The following is a 25688-nucleotide window of genomic DNA, read 5'->3' as shown; positions in this document are numbered from 1 at the left end:
TAGAATGCAATAAAAAGCATGTATTTAGGATGAAGGGGATTCTGATGGAATTAATAGCTATTAAACAAAATATTAAAAGGTCTTTACTATCACTACCGTATCGGGTTAAATTAGTTCTCGTTTTCTCACTACTAATTTTGATTACTGGAACCCTTCTTGGAAGTATTACTTATTATCAGGTTGCGAAATCAAGCCAGGAACGTACAGAGGAATATCAAATCCAATTAGCTGATCAAATAAATAGAAATTTAGATCGATATCTAAAAGAAATGCAAATCATTTCATTATCTCCCCTTTACAATCAAGATGTCATGGATACTTTAAAAAATCATCAAACACCGAGTAATAAGACCATGTTTCCACCGGCAAATGAAAGAATCACGTTATGGCGATATATCTCTAGTTTTATCCATATGAGAGATGAGATTAAAGGAATACATATCATGGCCAATGATGGGACCATTTTTAGTAATCTAGATTCAAATACTGTTATGTTAAAGGTATTTGAAACGAATAATGAATGGGTAGGGAAAATTGAAGAGGCTGATGGAGAATGGGTGTTACTTCCCCTCCATAAACCTAATTATTATCTACGAAAAGATGTCACGGTTTTTTCTGTTGCTAGGCTTATTAGGGACCCGGCATCCTATAAACCCCTTGGCATTATAAAAATTGATTTAAAACAAGAGTTAATACAAGAAATTTTAAGTAAGACCAATAAATCAAGTCGCATTTTTATTTTGAACAAAGAAAACCAATTCATTTATCCAACTAAAAAAGATAAACTCCTTGGAAACTCTATCTTATCTGAAATTAAAATGTTCAAAGAAAACAATCATATGAAAATTCCCATTGATGGAATTAACTATTTGGTAGTTTTTAACGAATCCCCCTATTCAGGAGTTAAGACGATTATGTTAACTCCAAGTGCAGCGATATTAAGTGAAGTGAACCACCTTCGTAAAGTGGTTTTTATGGTCGTTTTAATAGGCATTTTAATCTCTTTTCTATTAGGTTTTATTTTATCGAAGCCTTTGGTAGGATCCATCCATAAATTAAGAAGGGCTATGGAAAATGTTGAAAAAGGCAATCTGAATCAAAGAGTTAATATCCTATCGTATGATGAAATAGGCCAGCTTGGAAAAGGTTTCAATCATATGATTAACGAAATTGACCGTCTTGTTTCAGAGGTATATAAAACTGGTTTACGCGAGAGGGAAGCTGAGATCAAGGCATTGCAAAGTCAAATGAATCCTCATTTCCTATACAACACATTAGAGACCATCAATATGCTTGCTATAACAAAGGGAAATTTAGAAGTTTCAGATATGGTCTCATCTCTGGGCAGATTATTAAGATATACCGTTGATAATTCTTCTAAAATTGTAACCTTAAATGAGGAATTGTCTTTTATTCATTCATATATAGCGATTCAGAGAGTTAGAATGGGGGACGAACTTCAATATGATGAAGAAATTGAATCACCCTTACGTGATGTACTCATTCCAAAACTAGTTTTACAGCCTTTTGTTGAGAATGCCATCATACATGGGCTTTTTGGAAAAGGAGGACGAATTGTTATTAAAGCATCTATTGAAAATCACCTTCTAGTGATCGTAATAAAGGATAATGGAAGGGGAGTAACTGCTGAAAAGTTAGAGGATCTAAAGAAAACATTGGAAACAGGAGAATCTAAGCCAACAAAGAACCATAATGGGATAGCTATGCCAAATGTTCATGAAAGAATACAGTTGTTATATGGAAAGCAGTACGGAATAGAGGTAGAGAGTCAAGAACAAAAAGGATGTTCTGTTACTCTAAAAATGCCTATTCAACGAAGGGGGATAGAGACCATTGAAAGAGATATTAATAATTGAAGATGAAGCGATTATAAGACAAGGTCTAAGAGTATTACTTGAACAAGTGATTGGAGGGTTTCAAGTAATCGAAGCGAAAAGCGGTGAAGAAGGAATTTTAATTTTCCACCAGCGAATTCCCCATTTAATTGTGACGGATATCCGTATGGGGGGTATGGATGGCCTCACCTTTATTTCAAAAGTAAGAAAAATATCCAAGGATATTCCAATAATTATTTTAAGCGGCCATAGTGATTTTGAGTATGCAAGAACAGCGATGCGTTATGGAATAACTGATTATCTTTTAAAACCGATAAATCGGGTTGAACTATCTGAAGCCATTTCGAAAATCTTTAGAGAGACCAAGGAAGAAAGTACAAATGTTTCCAAACAATTTCAAGAGATTCTTCAATTTATCGACGACCATTTAGGTGGAGAAATTACATTAAAGCATATTGCGGAACATGTGTACTTGAATCCACAATATGTTGGCCACTTATTTAAATCAGAGTTAGGAACAACCTTTACAGAATACATTACGGAAGAGCGCTTAAAAAGGGCAAAAAAGTTATTAAAAGGAACCAATTTAAAAGTATATGAGGTTGCTCAGCTTTCAGGCTATAAAAGCCCAAAACACTTTATGACAGTATTTAAGATGGAAACTGGAATGACACCAGTAGAGTTTCGTAAATTTTCTTAATATTTCAAAAGTATAAGATTAGCGAACTATTTCTATTTCTGAGAGGATATTTTTTAAATGGTTTCATCTTTAAAATGAAAAACAAAGGGAGGTAATGCAATGATAAAAAAGCTTAGAATTATTTTTTTAGCCATTCTTTTGGTAGCGCTGTCAACTGCGTGTAATAAGGATACTGAAAAGACTTCTTCAAATGCTGGAGGATCAAAGACTAAGGATGAGCCGGTAGAATTGACCTTTATGATGTGGGGAAATGAAGCCCACCAAGAGGTTTATAACCAGTTAATCACAAAATTTAATGAAACTCATCCAAATATCAAAGTGAAAATGGAAAGTGTTCCATTCCCAGATTATCAACAAAAAATCACCGTATTAGCTGCTGGCAAGGAATTACCTGATGTGGGATGGGTAGCGGAGCGTATGGTTCCGCAATTCATGGCAAATGGAATTTTAGAAGATGTTTCTTCTTTTAAAAAGGATAAGGATTATGACATGAAAGACTTCTTCCCGTCAACTTTGGATTTATTTGAGAAAGATAAAAAATTATATGGCATTCCTTTCTCAACACCGCCAATGGTTTTATTTTATAACAAGGATTTGTTCGTAAAGGCGGGAGAAAAAACGCCAAACGAACATGTGCAAGCTGGAACATGGAATTGGGAGCAATTTGAGAAATCTGCCAAAGCCATTTCATCAAACGGTGTTTACGGGGCCAACTTCTTCCGTGACTGGAATACGTGGATTGCCTTATTATCGCGCACTTGGGGTTATGGCGGCGACTTATTTAATAAAGATCAAACTAAGTTTGCATGGAATAGTCCAGAAGGTGTAGACACACTTAAAATGCTGGATCGCATGATGTTTAAAGATGCATCACATCCAAAAGCAGGAGAGCAAGTAAGCTTTGAATCAGGAAAAATTGGTATGTTCTTTGATGTATATAGTTATGTTTCTCGTGCTCGTGAAGTGAAAGATTTTGCATGGGATATCGCTCCACTTCCTGAAGGACCTGAAGGAAGATTTCCAATGCTAGGGCAAGCAGGATATGGATTATTTAAAGGTTCGAAGCATCCTGAAGAAGCAAAAGAACTTCTAAAATTCTTTACTAGCAAAGAGGGTATTAAAGCGACATCTACTTACTTTGTACCACCGCGTGAATCTGTTATTAGTTCAGATGACTTTGTTAATCAGCCAAATAATCCACCAGTAGAAAGCATTCAAAGAGCTGTTATAGATGAAATGGACAATGCCAGATTGCAAGCCGGGCATGTAGAGTGGCAAAAAATTGATAATGCGATTCAATTTGGTTTTGATGAATTGTTTGGTCAACTGAAAAAGCCAGAAGACATTTTAAAAGATATGGAAGCAAAAATTAATCCATTATTGAAGAAATAATTTGAGGTGCGGTTAACCCTTTAAAGGATTAACCGCATCCCTTTTACTAGGGGTGTAAAAATTTGAGTTCTTCATTAAAACAATTATTAGAAAAAAACAAATTAACCTTAATCGTGAGCTTGCCAGAAAACAGATTGGATCTCGCAAAAGTAGCCATTGATTCTGGTGTTGATGCTATTAAATTGCATGTGAATGTAGATCATCGAGCATCGGGAAACCACTTTGGTTCCGTTCACTCCTATGAGGAGGTTTTCCGCAGTATTAGAGGGGAATTTTCTGGGCCTCTTGGAATTGTTCCTGGTGGCTCATTTGAAGATATAAAACGGAGTGAAATGGATCGGTTAATTGAATTAGGTTTTAATTTCTATTCCGTCTATGCCCATCATCAGCCGAGTTGGATGATTCAGCTCAACCATATTGAAAAAACATTTGCTATTTCAAATGAATATAGTTTTAGCCAATTAGATAAGGTCAAGCATCTAGGAGTATCTGCTCTCGAAGCTTCCATTGTTCCGGGAGAAGAATATGGGAGTCCTCTGACCTTTAAAGATGTCCTTGCTTATAATGCACTTGTTAAAAGAGTCGATGTACCTGTACTGGTTCCGTCTCAAAGAAAGATCGAGAAATTTGATATTCCGTTACTGTATAGGACGGGGATAAAAGCCATTATGTTAGGGGCGATAGTGGTTGGAAATACGGAAGATAGTATGAAAAGAGCCATTTCCTCTTTTAGAGAGGCTATTGATTCATTGTAAAGGAGGCAGGGGAGATGGAAGCAAATCTAAAGATAACAAAAGAACTGCCTATGAAGAAAAGGCGAAGGGGTTTTTATAGAAGTGAAGCTTTTTACGGCTATTTATTTATAAGCCCAATGGTCCTTGGATTTTTCATAGTCATGTTCATTCCATTTGTTTATTCCGTTTATATGAGTTTAACAGATTGGCAGCTACTTGGTGATCCTAATTTTATAGGCAGCGAAAATTATCAACGTCTAGTAAATGACCCTGACTTTTGGGAAGTCTTAAAAAATACGCTCCTATTTTCTGGTGGGCTCGTTCCTATCAATATTGTGATTGCTTTATTACTGGCACTGCTGTTGCAACGTAATTTACCAGGTATCGGATTATTCCGAACGGCGATTTTTATTCCGGTTATGACATCTATTGTTGTATGGTCGATTATTTGGAAATACATGTTTGGGACAGAGGAGGGGTTTATCAACCAAATTCTCGCTGCTATAGGAATTGATGGACCTGCATGGCTGTATGACCCAGACCTTGCAATGGGTGCTGTTATTTTTGTTAGTGCTTTAAAGAATGTTGGATTAAATATGGTTTTATTCTTAGCCGCTCTGCAACAAGTTGATAAAAATCTTTATGAAGCCTCCTATCTCGACGGAGCAAATAAATTAAAGCAATTTTGGCATGTTACCCTTCCCATGATTACACCAACGGTTTTTTTAACATTAATTTTAACCGTCATTGGATCAATGAAGGTTTTCGGGCAGATTTATGTGATGACGGGTGGCGGTCCTGGAAATCACACAAAGGTACTTGTTTATTATATTTGGGAAAACGCCTTTAAACTATTTGATTTTGGATATGCTTCTGCCATTGCCATTGTTTTATTTATCATAATCTTATTCTTTACACTTATCCAATGGATTGTGAGAAAAAGGTGGGTTTTCCATGAACAATAAGAAGAGAAACGGAATTTTTACGAAAATATCCTTTTACGGAATTTTAACTATCATTTCCTTGATTATGCTTGTGCCATTTTTATGGATGATCAACACATCATTTAAGGATTCAACGAAAATATTCACATTCCAATTATTCCCTAAACCGTTTAGGTGGGAGAACTATCTTGAGGTACTACAATCTACACCGTTTCATCTATTTTATTTTAATAGTTTTTACATTGCCGTATTAGTAACGATTGGTACGATTTTTTTCGGCTCATTAGCCGGCTATGCCTTCGCAAAATTAAAGTTTAAAGGAAGTTCATTACTGTTTTTATGTTTATTAAGTACGATGATGATTCCTGTAGAAGTAATTACCATTCCCCTTTTCCTGTTTATGAGAGATTTAGGATTTATCAATACCCATGTTCCATTAATCGCCATTCCTATTTTAGGTCCAGCGGGGGTGTTTGGGGTGTTCGTTATGAGGCAATTTTTCTTATTGGTACCTAAAGAATTGGAAGAGGCTGCTAAGTTAGATGGATGCTCCTACTTTCGAATCTATTGGAATATTATGCTCCCTCTTGCTAAACCAGCGATTGCCACGCTAACGATCTTCACCTTTTTAACAAGCTGGAATGAATTTTATGAGCCTCTCATTTACATTAATTCGAAAGAGCTGATGACCTTACCATTAGCTTTGGCGCTATTTACAGATGAAGTAGGTACAAGATGGGAGTTACTGATGAGCGCATCTGTCATGGCAACCGTGCCATTGTTAGTTATCTTCTTCTTTGCGCAAAAGCAGTTTATTGAAGGAGTTACGATGACCGGTGGGAAATAATCGATTTTAGTAGAAAAGGATGTGTCTAGTTTGAAGACTGAACTAACTTTTGATGTGGTGGTGGCAGGCGGAGGTCCTGCCGGCATTAATGCAGCCATTGCTTCAGGCAGAGCAGGAGCAAAAACACTGCTTATTGAACGGTATGGATTTTTAGGAGGTATGTCTACTATCGCACTGGTCTATCCGTGGATGACCTTTCACACTTATTCGGGGAAACAAGTAATTAAAGGAATTGCTCAAGAAATTGTCGATCGGTTAATGGGAATAAACGGTTCACCAGGTCATTTACGTGATACGGTGGGATTCACCTATTCCGTTACTCCCTATCATCCGGAAAAATATAAGCTTTTGGCATTAGACATGCTTGAAGAAGCTGGTGTGGAAGTACTCGTTCATAGTTTTGTAGATAATGTTGAGATCGAAGGAAATCTGATTACCTCGCTTCATCTGGCCACAAAGTCCGGTCCCATTCGTATCTTTGCAAAGAGATTTATTGATACAACAGGGGATGCGGACGTCGCTTACCTTTCTGGTGCTCCTTGTTTAAAGGGCAGGGACCAAGATCACAAAACACAGCCTATGACGATGAAATTCCGAATGCGGGGAGTAGACCTTGAAAAGGTAAGGGAATCGATGAAGGCCAATCCAACTAATTTTTACAAGAAAACTCCAATTGATCTTTTAGATGAAATACCATTAACAGGCGTTCAGGGCTATTATAAGGAATGGAATGAATCGGGGGTACCGATTAATCGGGACCAAGTCCTCTTTTTTGCAGGACCGGAGGAGGATGAGGTCCTTGTTAATTGCACCCGCGTACAGGGCTTAGACGGAACAAATGTGTTTGAGTTATCAACGGGGGAAAGAGAAGGAAGAAAACAAGTACTGATGATGGCGGAGTTTTTACAAGAGAAAATTCCAGGCTTTGAAAAAGCATCGATCTCAGCAGTTGGTTCTCAAATAGGTATCCGAGAAACACGCCGTATTGATGGACAATATGCACTGACCATTGAGGATGTAGTGGAAGGCAAGAAATTTGAAGATACCATTGCGCTTAGCGGCTACCCAATTGATATACATGATCCAAGTGGTAAAGGAGTTCAAGCTAAGGACATCGAAGGTGATGGTAGCTACGGCATCCCTTATCGATGCCTCATACCAAAACAAATTGATAATTTATTGGTAGCAGGGAGGTGCATTTCAACTAGTCATGAGGCATTAGCAACAACTAGACTTACACCGAGCGCAATGGCAACAGGCCAAGCTGCCGGAACAGCCGCAGCTCTTTCCATTAATGATCATGTTGCACCAAAGGACGTTAATATTACCAAGCTAAAAAAACAATTAGCAGATAATGGAGTAGTTCTTTAAGCGTGTCTCAAGTTAGGTCATTTAAAGGAGGAATATGGTGAAACGTTTGAGAGGATTATTTTCTATAAGCCTTGCTGTCCTTTTACTTTTTAGTTCTGCGGGTATGATTCAAGCTGCGGAGGAAAAGAAGGAGTTAGCTACTCTTCTATTGGTTCCACTAGATGATCGACCAGCCAATACTTACTTTCCTCAGCAAGTGGGACATTCAGCTGGTGTAAATGTTGTTGTTCCGCCAAAAGAAATGATTGGTTACTTCACTGAACCAGGTAATGGTGATGAAATTAGCAAATGGGTATTGAACAACGCAGACAAGGCGGATGGATTTGTCATTTCAACTAGTATGCTTGCCTATGGAGGCCTGGTTGCTTCGAGAACAGGTGTTAAATCCCTAGAAGATTCCATTAGGGATATTCAAGTGATTAAAAAGTTGAAGCAATTATATCCAGAGAAGCCTGTATATGTATATGATACGATTCAAAGGCTGGCAGTTACAGCTATTAGCGATGAGTATGTAAAATATTATTCTCTTATTAGCGAATGGGCGATTTTGTATGACAAGGTTGTTAACTTGGGTATGGACGGTAAAGAAAGACTTGAAGAACTTGAGTCAAAAATTCCTGAATCTGTTTTAGATGATTACAAGAAAGCAAGAGCAAGAAATCACACTATTAACCAACTAATGATTGATTGGGTTGACCAGGGTTATATAGATAATTTAATTCTAGCACAGGATGATGCTGCTCCTTATGGGCTTCACCGTGCGGAGAGAGAACAGTTACTGGCTAAGGTCAATGAGCTTCAGGTTCAGGATCAAGTATCCGTTTTCCCTGGCGCAGATGAAGTAGGTGTGGTATTTGTATCTCGTTTCGTTAACCATTTCTTTCATACTTCACCAAAGTTCTTTGTAGAATATGGAGGTATCCATGGAAAAGAATGGATTGCTCCTTTTGAAGATACTACTTTTGATTACAATGTTCAAAAACATATTATCTCAGCCGGTGGCACTATTGTAGATAACGAAGAACAAGCTGATATTCATCTCTTGTTAAATACACCTTCCGCTAATGATTCAACAAGAGTAGAAGATATAGACTGGTTGGTTAATAGAACAAAAGAATTAATTGCACAGGGTAAGCAGGTTGCTATTGGTGATGTTCTATTGGTCAATAAAGCAGATGAAGAATTTGTAATGAAGCTTGCTCATTCGGTAGACCTTACCAAAATCCTTTCCTATAGCGGTTGGAATACTGCTGGGAATGCACTTGGAATTACTGTGGGTCATGCAGCAGCACGGCTTGCCTTTTTAAATCAAACATCTGGGTTTGGAGTTCCTCTATATGTACAAACAGCAAAGGCCCATTATGAATTTTTACTCCACAGGTTTGCTAAAGATCAAGGATACAAAAATGTAGTCCATCCAGCGGCAAGAGCTTACATTCAACAAATAGGAGCAAGTGAATGGTCCCTTGGAGATAACTATGACTTAGTAAACAATTTTGTTAAAGAAAAACTGACAAAGGAAACAGAAAACTGGTATCAATATTTTGATGGTAAGCAGGTATACATTGGTTCAAGAGGAACTAAAGATTTTTATAAAAAGATTTCTTCATTAGAAAGTGTCCATGTAAAATTACCTTGGCCACGAATCTTTGAAGCTGAGCTTGAACCTAAACTAGAATTAAATTAGTATAAATTCTTTAACTAGGGACAGTCCCCCGGCGCTTTAACGCAACGGGGGACTGTCCCCAATTCTTTATACAGCTAAGCCCTTCACTTCTTTGTATTCCGGTTTCCACATGGCGTTGGCGACTGCTTTTTCTACGTCGGCTATGTTGGCCTTGGCTATTCCTTCTGCGATGGCGGCCTTGGCTACTTCGACGGCTACATATTCTGATACCTCTTGCAATTTAGTAATGGACGGCAGCAGGGGTGCGCCTGGCTCATTGCTATCGGACATTTTTGCAACAGCGTTTGCGGCAGCAGCGAACATACCTTTTGAGATGATTTCTGCTTTGGCCACGATAGCACCGAGACCTAATCCTGGGAAAACAAAGGCATTATTGGACTGCCCGATTTCATAGCTGATCCCGTTGTATTCAACATTTTCAAATGGACTGCCGGTTGCCATTAACACCTTGCCATCCGTCCAGTGAATTAAATCGGCTGGTACGGCTTCGGCCAATGCTGTTGGATTGGACATCGGCATAATAATCGGGCGCTCGACGTGTTTGGCCATCTCCTTGACAATTTCCTCCGAGAAGGCACCCGCTTGTCCAGAGGTACCAATCAAAATCGTCGGCTTCACTCTTTTTACCACTTCCAACAATGGTATAATACCGTCTTCATTTCGCTCCCACTCATGGACCTCTTCAGCTCGCCGTGTGTATGGCTGTTGGAATTTGAGGACATCTGGAATGTCATCTGTCAATAATCCGCGGTAGTCTACAGCCCAGAAGCGTTCATACGCCTCCTCCTTGGATAGGCCGTCGACGATCATCGCCTCTGCCATTTGATCAGCATTTCCAATGCCAGCGGCACCTGGTCCAAACACCACAATCCGCTGCTCTTTCAAAGGCTGTCCTGTTACCTTTAGGGCAGACATAACGGCTGCAAGGGAGACCGCGCCTGTTCCCTGGATATCATCGTTAAAAGTAAGGATTTTTTCTCCGTATTTTTCTATGATATTCCGTGCATTGACATTGCCAAGATCCTCCCAGTGAAGCAGCACTTCAGGGAAGAACTTTCTAACCGTTGAAACAAATAAATCGATGAACTCGTCATACCGTTCCCCACGGACGCGCGGGAATTTGTTTCCGATATAAAAAGGATCGTCCATTAATGACTGGTTGTTCGTGCCCACATCAAGTACGACCGGAAGCACTCGGCTTGGATCGATACCCGCCGCCGCCGTATAAACAGCCAATTTTCCGATTGCGATATTAATGCCTCCGACACCTTGGTCACCGATTCCGAGGATGCTTTCTGAATCCGTCACAACGATTAGATCAATCCCGCTTTTCGGCTGCTCAAGGTTCCGAAAGGCAGCTTCCATTCCCTCTGGGTCTTCAATGGATAAATACATGCCGCCAGGACGACGATAGGAGTGAGAGTATTGTTCGATGGCTTCTCCTACGGTAGGCGTGTAGATAATCGGAAGCATTTCGCTCAAGTGATCCTTTAACAATCGGTAAAAAAGAACTACATTTCGGTTATATAAATCGTAGAGGAGCCCATTTTTAAACAAATTGGTGGTGCGTGCGGAATATTGCTCATAAGCCCTCTTCGCCTGTTCCTCTAAGCTCAGAACATGGGGAGGTAATAATCCCTCTAGGCCCAACTCTTCCCGTTCCTTTTTTGAAAAAGCAACCCCTTTGTTTAAAAATGGATTCGATAGAATCTCTTTACCCTTTAAAGTGGTCTGTATTACTTTTGTATTCATGGATGCTGTCATGATCGTTCCTACTTTCTCTTCATCTAGTAAACTTATGAAAAGCAGGCGCCACTAGTGGCTGCCTGCTCATTTGGGTGTGGACATTTACTGCTGCTAAGCAGAGATTTTTCCTACAACTGGCTCCTGTGAAGGGTTAAACTCCCCTTCTGTCTTAGAAATGATTACTGTTGCAACCCCATTCCCAATCAGGTTTGTAATGGCACGCGCTTCTGACATGAAGCGGTCTACACCAAGGATGAGCGCCATTCCTTCTACCGGGATGGATGGGAACACTGCAAGTGTGGCTGCAAGTGTGACAAAGCCTGAACCTGTTACACCAGCGGCACCTTTTGAAGTGAGCATCAATACACCAAGAAGGGTAATCTGCTGCCAGATGCTAAGGTCGACACCATAGGCCTGAGCGATAAATAATGAGGCCATGGAGAGATAGATCGACGTTCCGTCAAGGTTGAAGGAGTATCCAGTTGGAAGCACAAGTCCGACCACAGGCTTAGAGCAGCCGTATTTTTCAAGCTTTTCCATCATCTTCGGAAGGGCTGCTTCCGAAGATGATGTTCCGATTACAAGAAGGATTTCTTCTTTAATATAAGCAATGAATTTGAAGATGCTGAAGCCAAATAATTTTGCGATACCGCCCAGTACAAGGAAAATGAACAGAGCCATCGTAATATAAACAGAACCCATCAGTTTTCCAAGATAGAACAGTGAATCGATTCCAAATTCGCCGATTGTGTATGCCATGGCACCGAATGCGGCAAGTGGAGAGACCTTCATAATGAGATTAACAATTCCGAAGAAGACTTCTGTTACTTTTTCAAAAAATTCGATGATTGGTTTGCCTTTCTTGCCTAAGTGGGCAAGAGACATCCCAAACAATACAGCTAGTAAAAGAACCGGCAGGAGCTGTCCGCCCGTGAACGCGCCCATGAAGCTATCAGGTATGATGGAAAGGATAAAGTCCATGAAGCCATGGCTTGTTTCGGCTGCAGCCTTTGTATACTGAGACACATCCCCTTTTCCTCCGTGAGCATCAATGCCTTTACCAGCCTTCAAGATGTTGGCAACCAGGACTCCGATGGCTAAAGCGATCGTGGAGACAATCTCAAAGTAGAGCAGCGCTTTACCGCCAATTTTTCCAACCTTCTTTAAATCTCCCATTCCCGCAATTCCAATTACAATGGTTAGGAAGATGATTGGAGCGATGACCATTTTTACGAGTTTAATAAATATGTCTGCAAGAACCTTTAGCTGTGAACCAAAATCAGGTAATACAAAACCGACTGCAATACCGAGAATAATACCAAGGATGACTTGCGTGGTAAGACTTTTAAACTTAATTTTCATACACCTTGCCTCCTGTTTAGTAGACTTGAAAACGATTTCATTTTCTTAGATTAATAACATGTTACAATTTTGCGAAAAATAAGAATAGTTATTTAAACTTTATAAATCTTTTTGTAATTAAAGTAAGTGGATAATAGTAACTTCCTTTTAAAACGGTTACAGTTTATAGTGATTAATAATAGTTTCAGCACTTAATGGGGGCTTTCTTATGCAAAATCATAGATTCAGGTTTAAATTAAGTACGATTATCATTTTCTTCGTTTGCTTAGTTGTACTTTTGTCCCTTATGATTACAGATTTATTAATTAGCCATACGGTCAGTGAGAATATCAGAAAAGGCCAGGAGGAGAAGGCGCAGATTGTTGCGAGGACGGTGGCGAAATCCCACATTGTCATCAATGGGCTGCAAGACGGGCAAAACTTGAATGACCTTCAGCAATATGCTTCAGAAATTCAAACGGCAACCGGTGTGCTATTTATTGTTGTTATGGATATGAACGGAATCCGCAAGACGCATCCGAACGTGGAGCTGATAGGAAAACGGTTTGTGGGTGGCGATGAAAAAGAAGCACTCAAAGGGAAAGAGTATGTGTCGACTTCGAAGGGAACCTTGGGTAGATCGGTTCGTGCGTTTACCCCTATTTATAATAAAAAACATGAACAAATGGGTGCTGTTGCAGTGGGGATCTCGCTTAAGAGCGTGAAAACTGCGCTGGGTCGCAGCCATCAAAACATCCTGATTGTAACCGCTTTAGGGATTATCATTGGAGTGATCGGTGCCGTTTTGCTTGCAAGATATATAAAGAAAATTCTGCTGGGGCTAGAGCCTTTTGCCATTGCCAAGATTCTAGAGGAAAGGAGTACCATGCTCCAATCGGTTCACGAAGGGATTATCGCCGTTGATCAATCGTCCACGATTACTTTGGTCAACAAGTCCGCATTACAAATTTTTAAAAAGGCCGGGCTCTCACAGAACCCTGTCGGTATGAAAATTTATCAGTATATGCCGTCTACCCGTTTGGATCATGTTTTGGAAACAGGGCAGCAGGAACTTGATGAGGAACAAACGATTAACGGTGTGTCAATCCTTGTCAACAGGGTGCCATTGGTCGTGGATGGTCAGGTGGTTGGCGCCATTTCCACCTTTCGGGACAAAACCGAGGTGAACCAGTTAGCGGAACAACTTACTGGGGTACGAACGTATGCGGAAGCCCTTCGCGCGCAGTCCCATGAGTTTATGAACCGGCTTCATGTCATTCTTGGAATGGTCCAAATGAAAGCATACGATGAGCTATCGGGGTTCATTCGGACGTTGGTTAATTATCGGAACCAGGAGTTTGGAAGCATCACTCAGCATATCAAGGATCCTGCTTTGGCTGGATTTATTATGGGGAAAATGAGTTATGCACGGGAGGAGAATGTTGACCTTTCCATTGAAAGCGACACGGTTATTCCTGAGCCTGCGGTGAGTAGGACAACCCATGAACTGATCACCATTCTCGGCAATTTGATTGATAATGCCGTTGAGGCCATGGCGGATTCAGTAGAAAGAACCCTAGAGGTCAATTTTACCTATGAGGATCACTGGTTAACGATCGAGGTCTTTGATTCGGGGCCGGGGATCCCCGATGACATGCAAAAGAGGATTTTTGAAAAAGGGTTCTCGACCAAGGGTGTAAACCGTGGGTACGGTTTATATTTAGTTGCAAAAAGCGTGGAGGATTTGGGTGGAGAATTGATGATTGATTCAAAGCCGCGGTTAGGAACGAATATTCAAATACGTATTCCTTATGAAGCGAGAGAGGTGAGAGGATGATTCAGGTTCTTATTGTGGAGGATGACCCCATGGTGGCAGCCCTAAATAAGCGCTATCTTCAGGAGGTGAAGGGCTTCCGCTTGGCAGGGATGGTTCAAACGGTAAAGACGGCGATGGAGTTTCTGGAAAATGAGCAAGTTGACCTGATATTGCTGGATGTCTATATGCCGGGTGCGAACGGATTGGAATTGCTTGGATGTATAAGAGAGAAAAATATGGCGGCCGATGTTATTCTCATCACGGCTGCTGCAGACAAGGAAAAAATTCAATCCGCATTAAGGTTTGGTGCGGTCGATTATTTAATCAAGCCCTTTGAATTTGATCGCTTTCAGCAAGCGTTGCTTCAGTATAAGGAGAAGTATCACTTTTTTGCTAATCATCAAGTCATCGGGCAGGAGGAGCTCGATGAACGGATTTTGAGTGTGGATCTTAAGCAAGTGGGTGAGTCACTTGATGAGCTGCCGAAAGGATTAACGAGCAGCACCCTGCAGGCGATTATGCATGTGATTAAATCAAAAGGAGAGGGCCAGTTCTCAACCGATGAGATTTCCGAAATCACGCTCATATCAAGGGTGTCCGTCCGGAAGTATCTAAAATTCCTAGCCCATATCGGCGTCCTCAAAGAATCACAAACCTACGGGATTGGACGTCCGGTTAACTTGTATAGACTAAAAGAAGAAAATGTGGGGCAAGTGAATAGATTCATTTGAAATACGGGGACAGTCCCCCGGCGCTTTAACGCAGCGGGGGACTGTCCCTCTTCTCTCTAAACGCGTACATTATATGGGTATTTTGGATTAAATGTTCATGTTTCGGTTGATGGTCTTTGATTATTTTGCTATATTATCATAGTAATCGTTTAAAAAAATTATACTCGTATATACTCGGTAATATGGTCTGAGCGTTTCTACCTGGTTCCCATTGAAAGAACCAGACTACGAGTTGAAGTATTTGGTATTATTTGGTTTTTAGCCGATGCCATATTGTAATGGGCATTTTTTAGATATGCCTCATTATGTATACTTTGACTTTGTAGGTCTAGAAGGTAGAAAACATTCTGCCATTCTAGGCCTTTTTGTTTTGAAAACAATCGAGTAGATCAAACAACATGAGAAAAGGGGAAATGATGGATGAAAAACAAAAAGGGTAAGAAATTTACTTCCTTGGTCACTATTGGTGCCCTATTATTATTGATGTTTGTGGGGTACCGCTCCACTATTATAAAGGAAACAAAAGTAGAGGCTGCCCAAAGGCCCATTCTCATTGAGGGCCCGATGCCAATAGAGGCTGAAAAATTTGCTCAGAGATTAGATAAAGTGAAAGTAGAAAAATCAGGAACGTTTGTTTTTTATAAAGGAAAGCTAGATAATTATCCTGTCATTGTGGCGAAAACAGGCAAGGGAATGGAAAATACAGCAGCAGCAACGGCCATTGCAATTGAAAAATATAATCCGATCGCCATCATCAACCAAGGTACATCTGGTGGACATGATCCGAAGTTAAATGTATTTGATATTGTTTTAGGAAAAAGAACGACAAACATCGGTTCTTTAAAAACAGAAAGTAAGGCTGAAAACGAGGGAATGGATCCTTCCCAATGGATTCCGATGGACCTGATGGCTTCTGAAGGAAGTGGTTCGGATCCCAATGCTGAAAAAATCCGTTACTACGAGGGCGATAAGGATTTACTCGCAGCTGCGAATGCGGTGAAGGATACATACACAAAGGGGAAAGTGGTAGAGGGAACGATTGGATCAGCGGATGTTTGGAACAATGAAGTGGATCGAATTAAATGGTTCCATACGAACTATGGTACATCTGTAGAAGAAATGGAAGGTGCAGCAGCCGCACAGATCGCTGATGCTTATAATGTAGCCTTTTTGGGGATTCGAATTCTTTCCAATAATAAAACAAATGGCGGAGCCTACAACCCGAATACGGCAGCAGCCAACCAGGAATATGTCTATGAAGTCGTGAAACACTATATATCTACTATTAAAAAGTAAATAACATAGTTCTATTTTGGGGACAGTCCCCCGGCGCTTTAACGCAATGGCGGACTGTCCCTCTTTTATCAAATAAAGGAAATACCATACCCATTGTTGAATTTGTTAGATGGTGGAATTTGGTAGAAATTATTATAGAGATAGGGTGTTGAGAATGGGTTCAATTGTAAAGCTTATGCAAACAGATGAAGAAATAATGTCGACGTTCAGGACGATTAAACAGCTGCGGCCTCACTTAATTGAGGATGACTTTTTAGAAAAAATCAAACGAATGCAAGCAACATATGGATATCACTTAGTTGCTGTCATAGAAGATGATGAAGTGAAAGCGGCAGCGGGGTATCGGGTGACGGAATCGCTCGCGTGGGGAAAGTATTTTTATGTGGATGATTTGATTACTGATGAGGGAAGCCGGCGTAAGGGGTATGCGAAAACTTTATGGGAATGGCTCATTGATCAGGCCAAGGGCAATGGGTGTGAACAGTTCCATCTCGATTCAGGCGTACATAGGTATGATGCGCACCGTTTTTATCTTAAAGGTGGGTTAGATATTACTTGTCATCATTTTCAGATGAAGATTTAGTAATGAGAAGTGTTTAGAATTATTTTGATAAACGGGTGTGGTCCTTATGATTAAAAATAAGAAATTTCTCTATTTTGCGTTCATCCCTTTTATTCTGTCAATGGCGCTTAATTTTCCTTTTCCAGATGTAGTCCCAGATGATCATCTTTTTGTAACGATTTTTAACATTCCACTTCGAACCAAAAGTGGAATCAATTATATAGGTATCTTCACTTTATTATTATTAATTTTCAGTCTGTATTTGTTGGTTAAATCATTAAAAAAATTCCATGTTCGATTTGTCATCCTTGTGATTTTAGCTTTCGTGCTTACCCCACCATTGGTGGCCACATCGATTCAAAAAACTTTCGCTACAGGTATTTACGCGGTTTCGTATGATGTAGACAAAAGCAAATGTCATTTTGAAAAAAGGAATGAGACAACCTTGCACATGGTTTGTGAGCTTCCACTTGAAAACTACAATGACGAGGCCGTCGAGTTCACTGTTGAATTTAACGCTTTTGATTCCTTTCCGAATAAAGAGCTGATGAATAGCCATGCTCCCTATATGGTCAGGTTAAAAGGAAAGGAACGGAAGGTCGTGAAAATTGAGACTACTATTGATATTTCCACGCAAGGCACCCGTATGGATGGCGGGGAAATTTACGGAGTTAATATCATTATTCGGTCTGATGGGGAACGTAGGCAACTGTAATGAGATGAAATAGGACATGGAGGAGCAGGTCATGAAGAAATTTAAGATTCTGATAGTGGTAGTGGCTTTGGTTCTGATAGGGGGTGCTGCGAGGGTTATCTTTCATAAGGATGTTTGGGATCAAAATGAAGATTTGTTGAAAGAGGAAGTCCTGTCGCTTGCAGCTTCCGTTGATACCGTCAATTTGCGAGAGATCACTCCATTTAAATGGGATGTGGCTTATAGCTTTCCACCGTATACTCCCAAAGAAGATATCTACAAAACGGTAGGGTATAAATGGGATCGAATCAGTGAGACGGTCAATGAAGGAATGGATCAAATAGTGTTTATGAAGGATGGAAAAGTAGTTTGCTATATTTATGGGTATCCGGAGAATAAGGGGTATAGCCTATCCATTCAATCGGATCAGTATAAAGATGCGGCTAGCTTGCTTCGGGCGGAGGATGATTTGACCTTTAAGGTAGAGAGAAGTGATGGGATTGTGTATTTGAGTAACTAATCAGTAGCATATGTTCTTCCTAATAGGGAAAGTTAAGGGGAATTACCGTGTTAGGAATGATCGTATTGTTCGATTCCCGCTTGGATCAGTTAGATAAAGCTGTGAAATTGAGGAAAGAGTCTGCAGACATTCTTCTAGATTATTGGTCACGTTATTCCATTTTTACTACTTTTGAGTTTTGGTGCATAGTTGCGTTGTTTTTCGTACCACTAATTGTTATCCTCCTAAAAATCGATAAAAGTAAAATATTTTTGATTGGTTTTTATGGATACAGTGTTCATATGTTATCTTTTTATATTAATTTACTTGGCGTGAATAGGGGGCTTTGGAGCTACCCTTTTCAATTAATACCTACCATGCCAAGTTTCGCGTTTGATTCAAGTTTTGTGCCGGTAACTTTCATGTTAGTCTATCAATGGACATTACATCATAAAAAAAATTATTATAAAACGGCACTAATCGTTGCTGTATTATTGGCCTTTATTGTTGACCCCATATTCGTGAAAATGGGATTGATAAGATTTTATAGTCATACTAATTATGCCTACCGTTTGGTCATCTATGTAATCCCATTACTTATGGCAAAGTTGATTACAAATGTATTCTTATGGCTTCAAAAAAACTTTGGGGACAGTCCCCCGGCGCTTTAGCGCGGTGGGGGACTGTCCCCATTCTTTTTTATATCGTTCGCATAATTTTTCATGCTGTTTTTCAGACTATTAAATAGTAATAAATGATAAATGAAAGGATCATGAAATGAGAAAATTCTGGGTGTCTTTATTTTGTTCCATTCTTTTACTAGCTATGAATGTAGCTCCTGCCGCTGTTTCTGCTGCTGGCGGTGATTTTCGCAATATTTATGATGTGAAAGCAGGAGACACGTTATGGGGAGTATCCGTCAAGTATGGTACGACGGTGGAAGAACTAAAAGCGAGCAATGGCTTGGTATCAGATTTATTGTTAGTTGGTCAGAGGTTGTGGGTTCCACCAATGTATGAAGTCGTAGCGGGGGATACATTATGGAAAATTGCTGCTGCTTATAATTCGACTGTCCCGCTAATTGTTACAACCAATGGTCTTTCGTCCGATTTAATTATGGTGGGCCAAAAATTGAAGATTCCACAAAAGAGATTTGCCATGCAGGGACAATATATTTTGATGACAAGAGATGAGTTTAAGGATTGGTTGTTTCACAATCGATTTACCAGAAAAATAGGAAAGATCCAGGAACATCATACCTATCAGCCTTCTTACAAGAGCTTTAATGGCTCCAATCATTTTGGCTTGTTGAAGGGCATGGAGGAGTACCATGTCCAGGAGATGAAATGGAAGACAATTAGTCAAAACTTAACGACTTTCCCAGATGGAAAAGTAGCAGTTTGCCGTCCGATTAACATGGCTCCCGAAGGTTCTTTTGCGTTCCAAAATCCAGCCGTCCGAGATGAGATTGAAAGTGACTCACTGACCATTGAAAATGTGGGGAACTTTGATCAAGGGGGCGATGGGATGACGGAAGCACAGAGGGAAACAATTGTGACTGTCGCAGCCGTGCTGAGTATGAAGTTCGGGTTAGCCCCTTCAGTTGACACGATTACCTATCATCACTGGTGGGATATGAACACGGGGGAACGAGTGTTAGATAACAGTTCCGGACACTCAGTGAAAACATGCCCTGGAACAGGCTTCTTCGGAGGGAACTCCACTGAGAGTGCCAGAACGAACTTCTATCCTCTCGTCTTACGGAAAATGCAAGAGCTTCGTCAATAAGGTGAGAGGACAGTCCCCCACTGCTTTAACGTAGTGGGGGACTGTCCCCAAATTAAAGGGGGTTTCAAACATGTTTAAGCCTACTGCTGGGGAGAAGTTGGTTGAGTTATTGATTGAGTGGGGTGTGGATCATATTTATGGGATGCCGGGTGATTCGATCAACTCGATTGTTGAACCACTCCGGAAAGCGCAGGACAAGATTAAGTTTATTCAGGTTCGGCATGAAGAAGCGGGGGCGCTTGCTGCTGCGGCTTATGCCAAGTTGACTGGGAAGATTGGTGTTTGTACCGCGATTGCCGGCCCTGGTGCGATTCATCTTTTAAACGGATTATATGATGCAAAGCTTGATAAGGTACCAGTGCTGGCACTGACTGGACAAGTAGAATCGGATTTACTAGGGACAGATTCCTTTCAAGAGGTGAACCTTGAACGGTTGTTTGATGATGTGGCAGTCTATAATCAGCGGATCATGTCAGCTGAACAGCTTCCAGCGGTCGTGAATCAGGCCATTCGCACAGCCTATGCCCGCAAAGGGGTAGCAGTCCTGACTATTCCGGATGATATTCCACGGTTTGAGGTAGGGAAGGAAGCGCGGGTGACCTCAAGTTTTACAGCGCAGCAGGAAATCCTTCCGTTGAAGGAAGATTTACAGCAAGCGAAGGAATTACTTAATGCTGCTGAGAGGCCAGTGATTCTTGCGGGAAGAGGGACACATGGAATACGGGAGACGTTGCTTGGGTTTGCAGAAAAGATGGCGGCCCCGATTGTGTTGACCTTACCGGGTAAGGGGGCCATTCCGGATAAACATCCCTACTGTTTAGGCGGGCTGGGGTTGATTGGAACAAAGGCTGCCTATGAAGCGATGCAGGATACGGATTTGCTTTTAATGATCGGGACATCGTTTCCGTTTACGGGATTCTTGCCTGAGCATGCGAAGACGATTCAAATTGATATCGACCCATATCAAATAGGGAAACGGTATCCGGTTGATGTGGGATTGGCTGGTGAAGCGGGCTTAACGATCGATTGGCTGATGGAGAATGTCCGTGTGAATGAGAGCCGTGAATTTTTAGAAGCGTGCCAGGAGACGATGCAAAATTGGTGGAGCCGATTGGAAAAACAGGAAGAGGTAGACTCTGTTCCGATCAAGCCGCAGCGTGTGATCCGTGCCTTACAAGAGGTTGCAGAAGAGGATGCGGTGTTGTCGGTGGATGTGGGGAATGTAACGGTATGGATGGCTCGTCATTTTCATATGACCCATCAAAAAATGATTATCTCAAGCTGGCTCGCGACACTTGGCTGCGGACTTCCGGGGGCTCTTGCCGGACAGATTGCCTATCCTGATAAGCAGGTGTTCGCCATTTGCGGTGATGGTGGATTTGGAATGACGATGAATGATTTCGTCACGGCTGTAAAGTATCAGCTTCCAATTGTCGTTGTGGTGTTAAACAACCATAAGATTGCGATGATAAAGTTTGAACAAGAGGTTATGGGGAATATTGAATATGGAACGGATTTGCAGAATCCGAACTTTGCTAAGTATGCTGAGGCGTGCGGTGGGGTTGGTTACCGTGTAGAGCGTCCGGAGGAGTTGCTTCCAGCCTTCCAAGAAGCAGTGAAACAGCGGAAGCCTTGTATCATTGATGTGGTCGTTGATGCGGATGAAGCGCCAATGCCAGCCAATATTACCTTCGCTCAAGCTGCAGGCTACACGAAACACATGTTGAAAGTGTTGTTTGAACAAGGGAAAATTGATTTGCCACCATTGTGATGTTTGGGGACAGTCCCCCAGCGCTTTAGCGCATCGGGGGACTGTCCCTATTTTTTATGAAATTTTTTATCATATAGTGAAGGAATGAGGAGGGATGTGTCGAATTGTGTAATTGTTACACCAAACTATTTAGAAAGAAGAGGTGTTTATTGTTTTGTCTAGAAAGCCACGTGTTTGGATCCCTGGTGCCACGTATCATATTACGAATCGCGGTAATCGGAAAGAGCTGATCTTTATGGATGATGACGATCGTCTCACCTATATGGAATTGCTTGAAAAAGTCCGGTGTAAATTTCCCTTCAACCTCCATGCCTATTGCCTCATGCCCAACCACATTCATCTTCTATTAGAAACCATCGACCATCACCCAAAAGATATCATGAAAATGCTTAATACCTGTTATGCTATGTATTTTAATAGGCGTCACGAACTGGTAGGCCATCTCTTTCAGGGGCGCTATGATGCTAAGATCATTGATTCGCTTAATTATTTTCTCGAAGCCAGCCGCTACATTCATTGGAATCCAGTGGAAGCCGAGATGGTCCAAATCCCTGAAGAATATCCATGGAGCAGTTATTCCGTTTTTCTAGAAAAATCCCAACATCCACTTGTGACAACAGGGAGAATTTTATCCTACTTCCCAGAACCTTGTCGTGAACGCTATTGTGACTTTGTGTGGAACAAGCTGGAGGGACAGTCCCCCAGTGCTTTAACGCGACGGGGGACTGTCCCCACTTTGGGGGTTGAAAGTCTGCCGTTTGGCAATAAATAGAGAAAAGAGGTTTTTTGGAGGCTTTTTATGGCGGACTTGAAGTATTTAGAACCGACTGAGCTGCTTGAGAAGATCTATGCCACGCTTTGCTCTGAGTATGAGGATGCTCAGCATTACAAAGATAAAAAGGACCAAGAAGAAATAGAAGTGACGAAGAAACGGTTAACAAAGAAGGTATTCAATGAATTTGTAGTGGATGAAGAATACTTTTTAACTATGAAGGATGAGACGTTTAAAGAGAGATATCATTTATATGAAGATGATTTTTTAAAGTTGATCAAAGAATGCAGTGAAAACGGCGTTGAATATGACAGCTTTGTACAGATTATTGATGATCTGATCGCTAGCGCCAAGTTTCGAATCCATGCATTTGAGCAGCTAACCGAGGAGATTCAACGGTTGCAGGAGGAGACAGAGGAAGTCGAGGAAGAGGAATAATTTTGGGGACAGTCCCCCGGCGTTTTAGCGCGGTGGGGGACTGTCCCCGATATTTATTTTACTTTTGCTACTCCGATGGCGAAGTTGTCCCAAAGGATGGATTCGATGGTCTCGGCTTGTGGTTCTTCACAGTCAATAATGACAATGATATCGGAATGCTTCCCTTTTAAGACTCTTTTCCGCTTTTTCAGGACCATTTCAATAAAAAGCCGGATAGCAAGACCAACAACAAAGCCGACAACTGCTCCGATTAGCCCCCAATAAATAGGCCCCCAAGATAGTTTAAAACCAATACTTGCACCAATAACTGAAAAGGCTGTAGCTAGTGCCATCCCAATATCAATCAGAGTGGTTCCATCTGAGCGATGGATGGAATCAAATAATCTTCGGTCCGCTGTGCGATTATCTAATGGGACGACATATATGCTTTCTCTTTTAATCCCTTTTTTCTCCAATGTGGAAATAGCCAATTCTAAATAACCGGTCGTCTCAAATGTTGAAAATACTTGCAAGTTATCACTTCACCTTTTGGCCCTTTAGTATACGAAAGTTTTCATTTTGGTAATTTTCCTTTAAATAACTTCTAAGATCTTTTTCAAAGAGCTTATTATTTTCAACCGAATTCATATACGAATCATAGATCGCAAACCCATAGTGCGAGGGGATAAAAAGAAACCACTCTGGTTTAATAACAGCGGTAGCTTCCTTTATTTTCCCTAAAAACAAAAGAGAAATGGCCTCTTGAATATGGGAGAAATAAAAGAACACGACCAACCAGAAGATGATAAAGAATGCCGTCAAGATCCTATGAATATAAAGCTGTCCTAAACCGGGGGTAAAGAGTGACCACATAACGGCTAGGAGCGGTTTTCTTTTGTCTAGGTAGTTGATTTCTAATGCACCTAAAGCAAATGAATTGTAACGATGCCCCTCATTTTCCGCTAGAAGATACACCTTATTTATATCTACGGTCGTTCGGTAGCTGTCCCAAATTCCAAATAAATAAACAGGAATGTACATCAGGAGCCATCTCGTGTCTAACACCTCTGTGGCCAATTCAGTTTTCCCTTGGAAAGAGAGAATCATCGAATCATTCACATGAGCTTTGATGTTAACGAGGACTTCCCAAATAAATAGAACATATCCTCTTAGGTACTTCGATAAAAGCATGTGTCCAAACCCTGGAAAGGCGGCTGACCACCAAGCAATGATGTAGGGATTCCTTAAATGCAGCTGGGTTGTTCCGTAAATACTCACATGGGCTTTATACCGCCTGGCCGTATTCTGATTTGTGTAATTATCCATTGTGGGCACCTTTTATGAATTATTTACCATTAGCATGTGCCTGAGGTAACATTCTTATTCGAAAAAAGGGGACAGTCCCCCGGCGCTTTAGCGCAGTGGGGGACTGTCCCCATAATGAATCATGTTACGGCCGTTTTCCTTTGCTAGGTATACAGCTTCGTCTGCGGTTTTTAGCAGGTGTTTCGGAGCGGTGGTCTCTGTGCTCGCGATGCCGATGGAAAGCGTGATGTATATGGTCAGATCGTTGACCAGGAACGGGTAGTTTTCAATTGTTTGGCGGATATTTTCCATCACACTTGTGGCTTGTTCCTTCATGCAGGAGGGCAGAATCACGACAAACTCTTCACCGCCGTATCTGGCAAAAATGTCCACATCTCTTAAGTGATCAGAGACAAGACGACTGACCTTTTCTAGAATGACATCCCCTACAAGGTGGCCGTACGTATCGTTTACTTTTTTGAAATGGTCGATATCAATAAATGCCAAAGACAATGGATACGTCTCTTTTTTCTCGAAAACATATTCCTGATAAAAATGCTTGAAGGCCCTTCTGTTATAGGCCTTTGTCAGTGGGTCTTTATTGGCACGATTCCATAATTCAGTTTTGTGTATATACTCATTCTTTAAGTCCTTTACAATCCAAAGCAGCAACAAGCTGAAAAGGATGTTCATGGGCAGTGCCGTTGGTAGAATGAGAAGGAGGTAGTTTTTAACGGAAAGTACCCCAAAAATCATCGAAACCACAATGTTGAGAAGGTTTAGAATAAAAACTGTGAATAGTACCTTTTTATAATTGCCCCAGTTTTTCGAAATCCAAGTAAGGAGTACAGCAGACAGAGAGAGAACGACCATGTTCATAAAACCCACTACTGCAGCAGGGGTGATTCCAAAGGTTAATCGTAATAGTCCAATTCCCACACCGATGACCAGTATGGTAAGGGGATTTCGGTAGTGCAGGGCAGCAATAATAATGGGCACGAATCGTAGGTCAAAAATGACTGAATCGTTTAAGTGGATCCCAAAAAACATCGAACACCAACCTGTGAAGATGGCGACAACTGTGTAACAGAGGGCTTTGAGTCCTTTTTTTATGTCCACCAGCAGATGTTTATGGATAAAGCTCGATAAGTAAATGATGGAAATAATGATAGCCGCATTAACGAGATATTCCTTAATTGTTATCATTCCGTTTTCCCCTTTGTCAGTGTGAGTGAATAGCCACAAGTGTACTTTTGAATGGTGAGGAAATGAAGCCTCACTTGTCCATTTTTTCTATTTAGTATAATAGATTGTTGTTGTCGAATCACGTCTAGGGAATTCGCGTCAAAAAAAGCCGCCCGTCTAGGACAGCTTGTACGATTATTCGGTCTGGGGACTCTAGTATTTTAAAGAAGCAAG

Annotated in this window: 24 protein-coding genes and 1 riboswitch; of the genes, 19 read left to right on the top strand and 5 right to left on the bottom strand. The window is 41.0% G+C overall.

Features of this window, described 5'->3' with window-relative positions:
- The first annotated feature begins 44 nt into the window (after positions 1-44).
- The 8 genes from AC3A54_RS16995 (at position 45) to AC3A54_RS16960 (ending at position 9531) form a co-directional block, all read left to right on the top strand.
- On the top strand, positions 45-1877 hold the full coding sequence (locus AC3A54_RS16995; protein ID WP_487655364.1) for a sensor histidine kinase: 1833 nt from the start codon (positions 45-47) through the stop codon (positions 1875-1877).
- Positions 1855-2556: a response regulator transcription factor gene (locus tag AC3A54_RS16990; RefSeq protein WP_487655363.1), complete on the top strand. Its 702-nt coding sequence runs from the start codon at positions 1855-1857 to the stop codon at positions 2554-2556. Before AC3A54_RS16995 ends, AC3A54_RS16990 begins: the two co-directional genes overlap by 23 nt.
- Before the next feature lie 99 nt (positions 2557-2655).
- Positions 2656-3948 carry an ABC transporter substrate-binding protein gene (locus AC3A54_RS16985; protein WP_487655362.1) on the top strand — a complete coding sequence of 431 codons (1293 nt, stop codon included), beginning with the start codon at positions 2656-2658 and terminating at the stop codon, positions 3946-3948.
- Between the two features lie 62 nt (positions 3949-4010).
- Positions 4011-4703, top strand: a complete 693-nt coding sequence (locus tag AC3A54_RS16980) for a hypothetical protein (protein WP_487655361.1) — start codon at positions 4011-4013, stop codon at positions 4701-4703.
- 14 nt (positions 4704-4717) lie between these two features.
- Positions 4718-5647 (top strand): carbohydrate ABC transporter permease, encoded by a 930-nt coding sequence (locus AC3A54_RS16975; RefSeq protein ID WP_487655360.1) that lies wholly within the window; start codon positions 4718-4720, stop codon positions 5645-5647.
- A complete protein-coding gene (locus AC3A54_RS16970) occupies positions 5637-6473 on the top strand; it encodes a carbohydrate ABC transporter permease (RefSeq protein WP_487655359.1) in 837 nt (278 codons plus the stop codon). Before AC3A54_RS16975 ends, AC3A54_RS16970 begins: the two co-directional genes overlap by 11 nt.
- 30 nt (positions 6474-6503) lie before the next feature.
- A complete protein-coding gene (locus AC3A54_RS16965; RefSeq protein ID WP_487655358.1) occupies positions 6504-7844 on the top strand; it encodes an FAD-dependent oxidoreductase in 1341 nt (446 codons plus the stop codon).
- A 37-nt stretch (positions 7845-7881) separates the two neighbouring features.
- Positions 7882-9531 carry a DUF4127 family protein gene (locus AC3A54_RS16960; RefSeq protein WP_487655357.1) on the top strand — a complete coding sequence of 550 codons (1650 nt, stop codon included), beginning with the start codon at positions 7882-7884 and terminating at the stop codon, positions 9529-9531.
- 66 nt (positions 9532-9597) lie between these two features.
- Here AC3A54_RS16960 and AC3A54_RS16955 read toward each other — a convergent pair whose 3' ends face one another.
- Complete coding sequence (locus AC3A54_RS16955; RefSeq protein ID WP_487655356.1) at positions 9598-11295, bottom strand: NAD-dependent malic enzyme; 1698 nt, start codon at positions 11293-11295, stop codon at positions 9598-9600.
- Positions 11296-11388: 93 nt separating this feature from the next.
- Entirely contained in the window at positions 11389-12639 is a 1251-nt protein-coding gene (locus AC3A54_RS16950) for a dicarboxylate/amino acid:cation symporter (RefSeq protein ID WP_487655355.1), read from the bottom strand.
- A gap of 208 nt (positions 12640-12847) precedes the next feature.
- On the opposite strand from AC3A54_RS16950, the gene dcuS reads away from it, so the two are divergent.
- From dcuS to AC3A54_RS16895, 11 genes are all read left to right on the top strand, one after another.
- On the top strand, positions 12848-14455 hold the full coding sequence (gene dcuS, locus AC3A54_RS16945; protein ID WP_487655354.1) for a DcuS/MalK family sensor histidine kinase: 1608 nt from the start codon (positions 12848-12850) through the stop codon (positions 14453-14455).
- A complete protein-coding gene (locus AC3A54_RS16940; protein WP_487655353.1) occupies positions 14452-15165 on the top strand; it encodes a response regulator in 714 nt (237 codons plus the stop codon). Before dcuS ends, AC3A54_RS16940 begins: the two co-directional genes overlap by 4 nt.
- 144 nt (positions 15166-15309) lie before the next feature.
- Positions 15310-15413: riboswitch (purine riboswitch) on the top strand.
- A 172-nt stretch (positions 15414-15585) separates the two neighbouring features.
- On the top strand, positions 15586-16461 hold the full coding sequence (locus AC3A54_RS16935) for a 5'-methylthioadenosine/S-adenosylhomocysteine nucleosidase (RefSeq protein ID WP_487655352.1): 876 nt from the start codon (positions 15586-15588) through the stop codon (positions 16459-16461).
- Positions 16462-16615: 154 nt separating this feature from the next.
- Positions 16616-17044, top strand: a complete 429-nt coding sequence (locus tag AC3A54_RS16930; protein WP_487655351.1) for a GNAT family N-acetyltransferase — start codon at positions 16616-16618, stop codon at positions 17042-17044.
- A 46-nt stretch (positions 17045-17090) separates the two neighbouring features.
- Positions 17091-17738, top strand: coding sequence for a hypothetical protein (locus AC3A54_RS16925; protein WP_487655350.1), 648 nt, complete (start codon positions 17091-17093; stop codon positions 17736-17738).
- Positions 17739-17769: 31 nt separating this feature from the next.
- Positions 17770-18237: a hypothetical protein gene (locus tag AC3A54_RS16920; RefSeq protein ID WP_487655349.1), complete on the top strand. Its 468-nt coding sequence runs from the start codon at positions 17770-17772 to the stop codon at positions 18235-18237.
- Between the two features lie 56 nt (positions 18238-18293).
- Positions 18294-18887 carry a CBO0543 family protein gene (locus AC3A54_RS16915; RefSeq protein ID WP_487655452.1) on the top strand — a complete coding sequence of 198 codons (594 nt, stop codon included), beginning with the start codon at positions 18294-18296 and terminating at the stop codon, positions 18885-18887.
- A 106-nt stretch (positions 18888-18993) separates the two neighbouring features.
- Positions 18994-20004, top strand: coding sequence for a LysM peptidoglycan-binding domain-containing protein (locus AC3A54_RS16910; protein ID WP_487655348.1), 1011 nt, complete (start codon positions 18994-18996; stop codon positions 20002-20004).
- Between the two features lie 70 nt (positions 20005-20074).
- Positions 20075-21775: a pyruvate oxidase gene (locus AC3A54_RS16905; protein WP_487655347.1), complete on the top strand. Its 1701-nt coding sequence runs from the start codon at positions 20075-20077 to the stop codon at positions 21773-21775.
- A gap of 142 nt (positions 21776-21917) precedes the next feature.
- Positions 21918-22547 (top strand): transposase, encoded by a 630-nt coding sequence (locus AC3A54_RS16900; protein WP_487655346.1) that lies wholly within the window; start codon positions 21918-21920, stop codon positions 22545-22547.
- Positions 22548-22574: 27 nt separating this feature from the next.
- Positions 22575-22985: a hypothetical protein gene (locus AC3A54_RS16895; RefSeq protein ID WP_487655345.1), complete on the top strand. Its 411-nt coding sequence runs from the start codon at positions 22575-22577 to the stop codon at positions 22983-22985.
- A 53-nt stretch (positions 22986-23038) separates the two neighbouring features.
- Here AC3A54_RS16895 and AC3A54_RS16890 read toward each other — a convergent pair whose 3' ends face one another.
- The 3 genes from AC3A54_RS16890 to AC3A54_RS16880 form a co-directional block, all read right to left on the bottom strand.
- Positions 23039-23497 carry a hypothetical protein gene (locus AC3A54_RS16890; RefSeq protein ID WP_487655344.1) on the bottom strand — a complete coding sequence of 153 codons (459 nt, stop codon included), beginning with the start codon at positions 23495-23497 and terminating at the stop codon, positions 23039-23041.
- Positions 23498-23501: 4 nt separating this feature from the next.
- Positions 23502-24290, bottom strand: a complete 789-nt coding sequence (locus AC3A54_RS16885; RefSeq protein WP_487655343.1) for a hypothetical protein — start codon at positions 24288-24290, stop codon at positions 23502-23504.
- A gap of 87 nt (positions 24291-24377) precedes the next feature.
- Entirely contained in the window at positions 24378-25475 is a 1098-nt protein-coding gene (locus AC3A54_RS16880; RefSeq protein WP_487655342.1) for a GGDEF domain-containing protein, read from the bottom strand.
- Positions 25476-25688 lie beyond the last annotated feature (213 nt).

The organism is Neobacillus sp. Soil_C_43, assembly GCF_057656715.1.
Note: the sequence above shows the minus strand (reverse complement) of the source record. Positions and strands in the feature narration are given on the sequence as shown.

Coding starts and splice junctions, on each gene's coding strand:
- AC3A54_RS16995 (WP_487655364.1), top strand. CDS start 45: ATGGAATTAATAGCTATTAAACAAAATATTAAAAGGTCTTTACTATCA.
- AC3A54_RS16985 (WP_487655362.1), top strand. CDS start 2,656: ATGATAAAAAAGCTTAGAATTATTTTTTTAGCCATTCTTTTGGTAGCG.
- AC3A54_RS16975 (WP_487655360.1), top strand. CDS start 4,718: ATGGAAGCAAATCTAAAGATAACAAAAGAACTGCCTATGAAGAAAAGG.
- AC3A54_RS16970 (WP_487655359.1), top strand. CDS start 5,637: ATGAACAATAAGAAGAGAAACGGAATTTTTACGAAAATATCCTTTTAC.
- AC3A54_RS16955 (WP_487655356.1), bottom strand. CDS start 11,295: ATGACAGCATCCATGAATACAAAAGTAATACAGACCACTTTAAAGGGT.
- AC3A54_RS16950 (WP_487655355.1), bottom strand. CDS start 12,639: ATGAAAATTAAGTTTAAAAGTCTTACCACGCAAGTCATCCTTGGTATT.
- dcuS (WP_487655354.1), top strand. CDS start 12,848: ATGCAAAATCATAGATTCAGGTTTAAATTAAGTACGATTATCATTTTC.
- AC3A54_RS16940 (WP_487655353.1), top strand. CDS start 14,452: ATGATTCAGGTTCTTATTGTGGAGGATGACCCCATGGTGGCAGCCCTA.
- AC3A54_RS16935 (WP_487655352.1), top strand. CDS start 15,586: ATGAAAAACAAAAAGGGTAAGAAATTTACTTCCTTGGTCACTATTGGT.
- AC3A54_RS16930 (WP_487655351.1), top strand. CDS start 16,616: ATGGGTTCAATTGTAAAGCTTATGCAAACAGATGAAGAAATAATGTCG.
- AC3A54_RS16925 (WP_487655350.1), top strand. CDS start 17,091: ATGATTAAAAATAAGAAATTTCTCTATTTTGCGTTCATCCCTTTTATT.
- AC3A54_RS16920 (WP_487655349.1), top strand. CDS start 17,770: ATGAAGAAATTTAAGATTCTGATAGTGGTAGTGGCTTTGGTTCTGATA.
- AC3A54_RS16915 (WP_487655452.1), top strand. CDS start 18,294: ATGATCGTATTGTTCGATTCCCGCTTGGATCAGTTAGATAAAGCTGTG.
- AC3A54_RS16910 (WP_487655348.1), top strand. CDS start 18,994: ATGAGAAAATTCTGGGTGTCTTTATTTTGTTCCATTCTTTTACTAGCT.
- AC3A54_RS16905 (WP_487655347.1), top strand. CDS start 20,075: ATGTTTAAGCCTACTGCTGGGGAGAAGTTGGTTGAGTTATTGATTGAG.
- AC3A54_RS16895 (WP_487655345.1), top strand. CDS start 22,575: ATGGCGGACTTGAAGTATTTAGAACCGACTGAGCTGCTTGAGAAGATC.
- AC3A54_RS16885 (WP_487655343.1), bottom strand. CDS start 24,290: ATGGATAATTACACAAATCAGAATACGGCCAGGCGGTATAAAGCCCAT.
- AC3A54_RS16880 (WP_487655342.1), bottom strand. CDS start 25,475: ATGATAACAATTAAGGAATATCTCGTTAATGCGGCTATCATTATTTCC.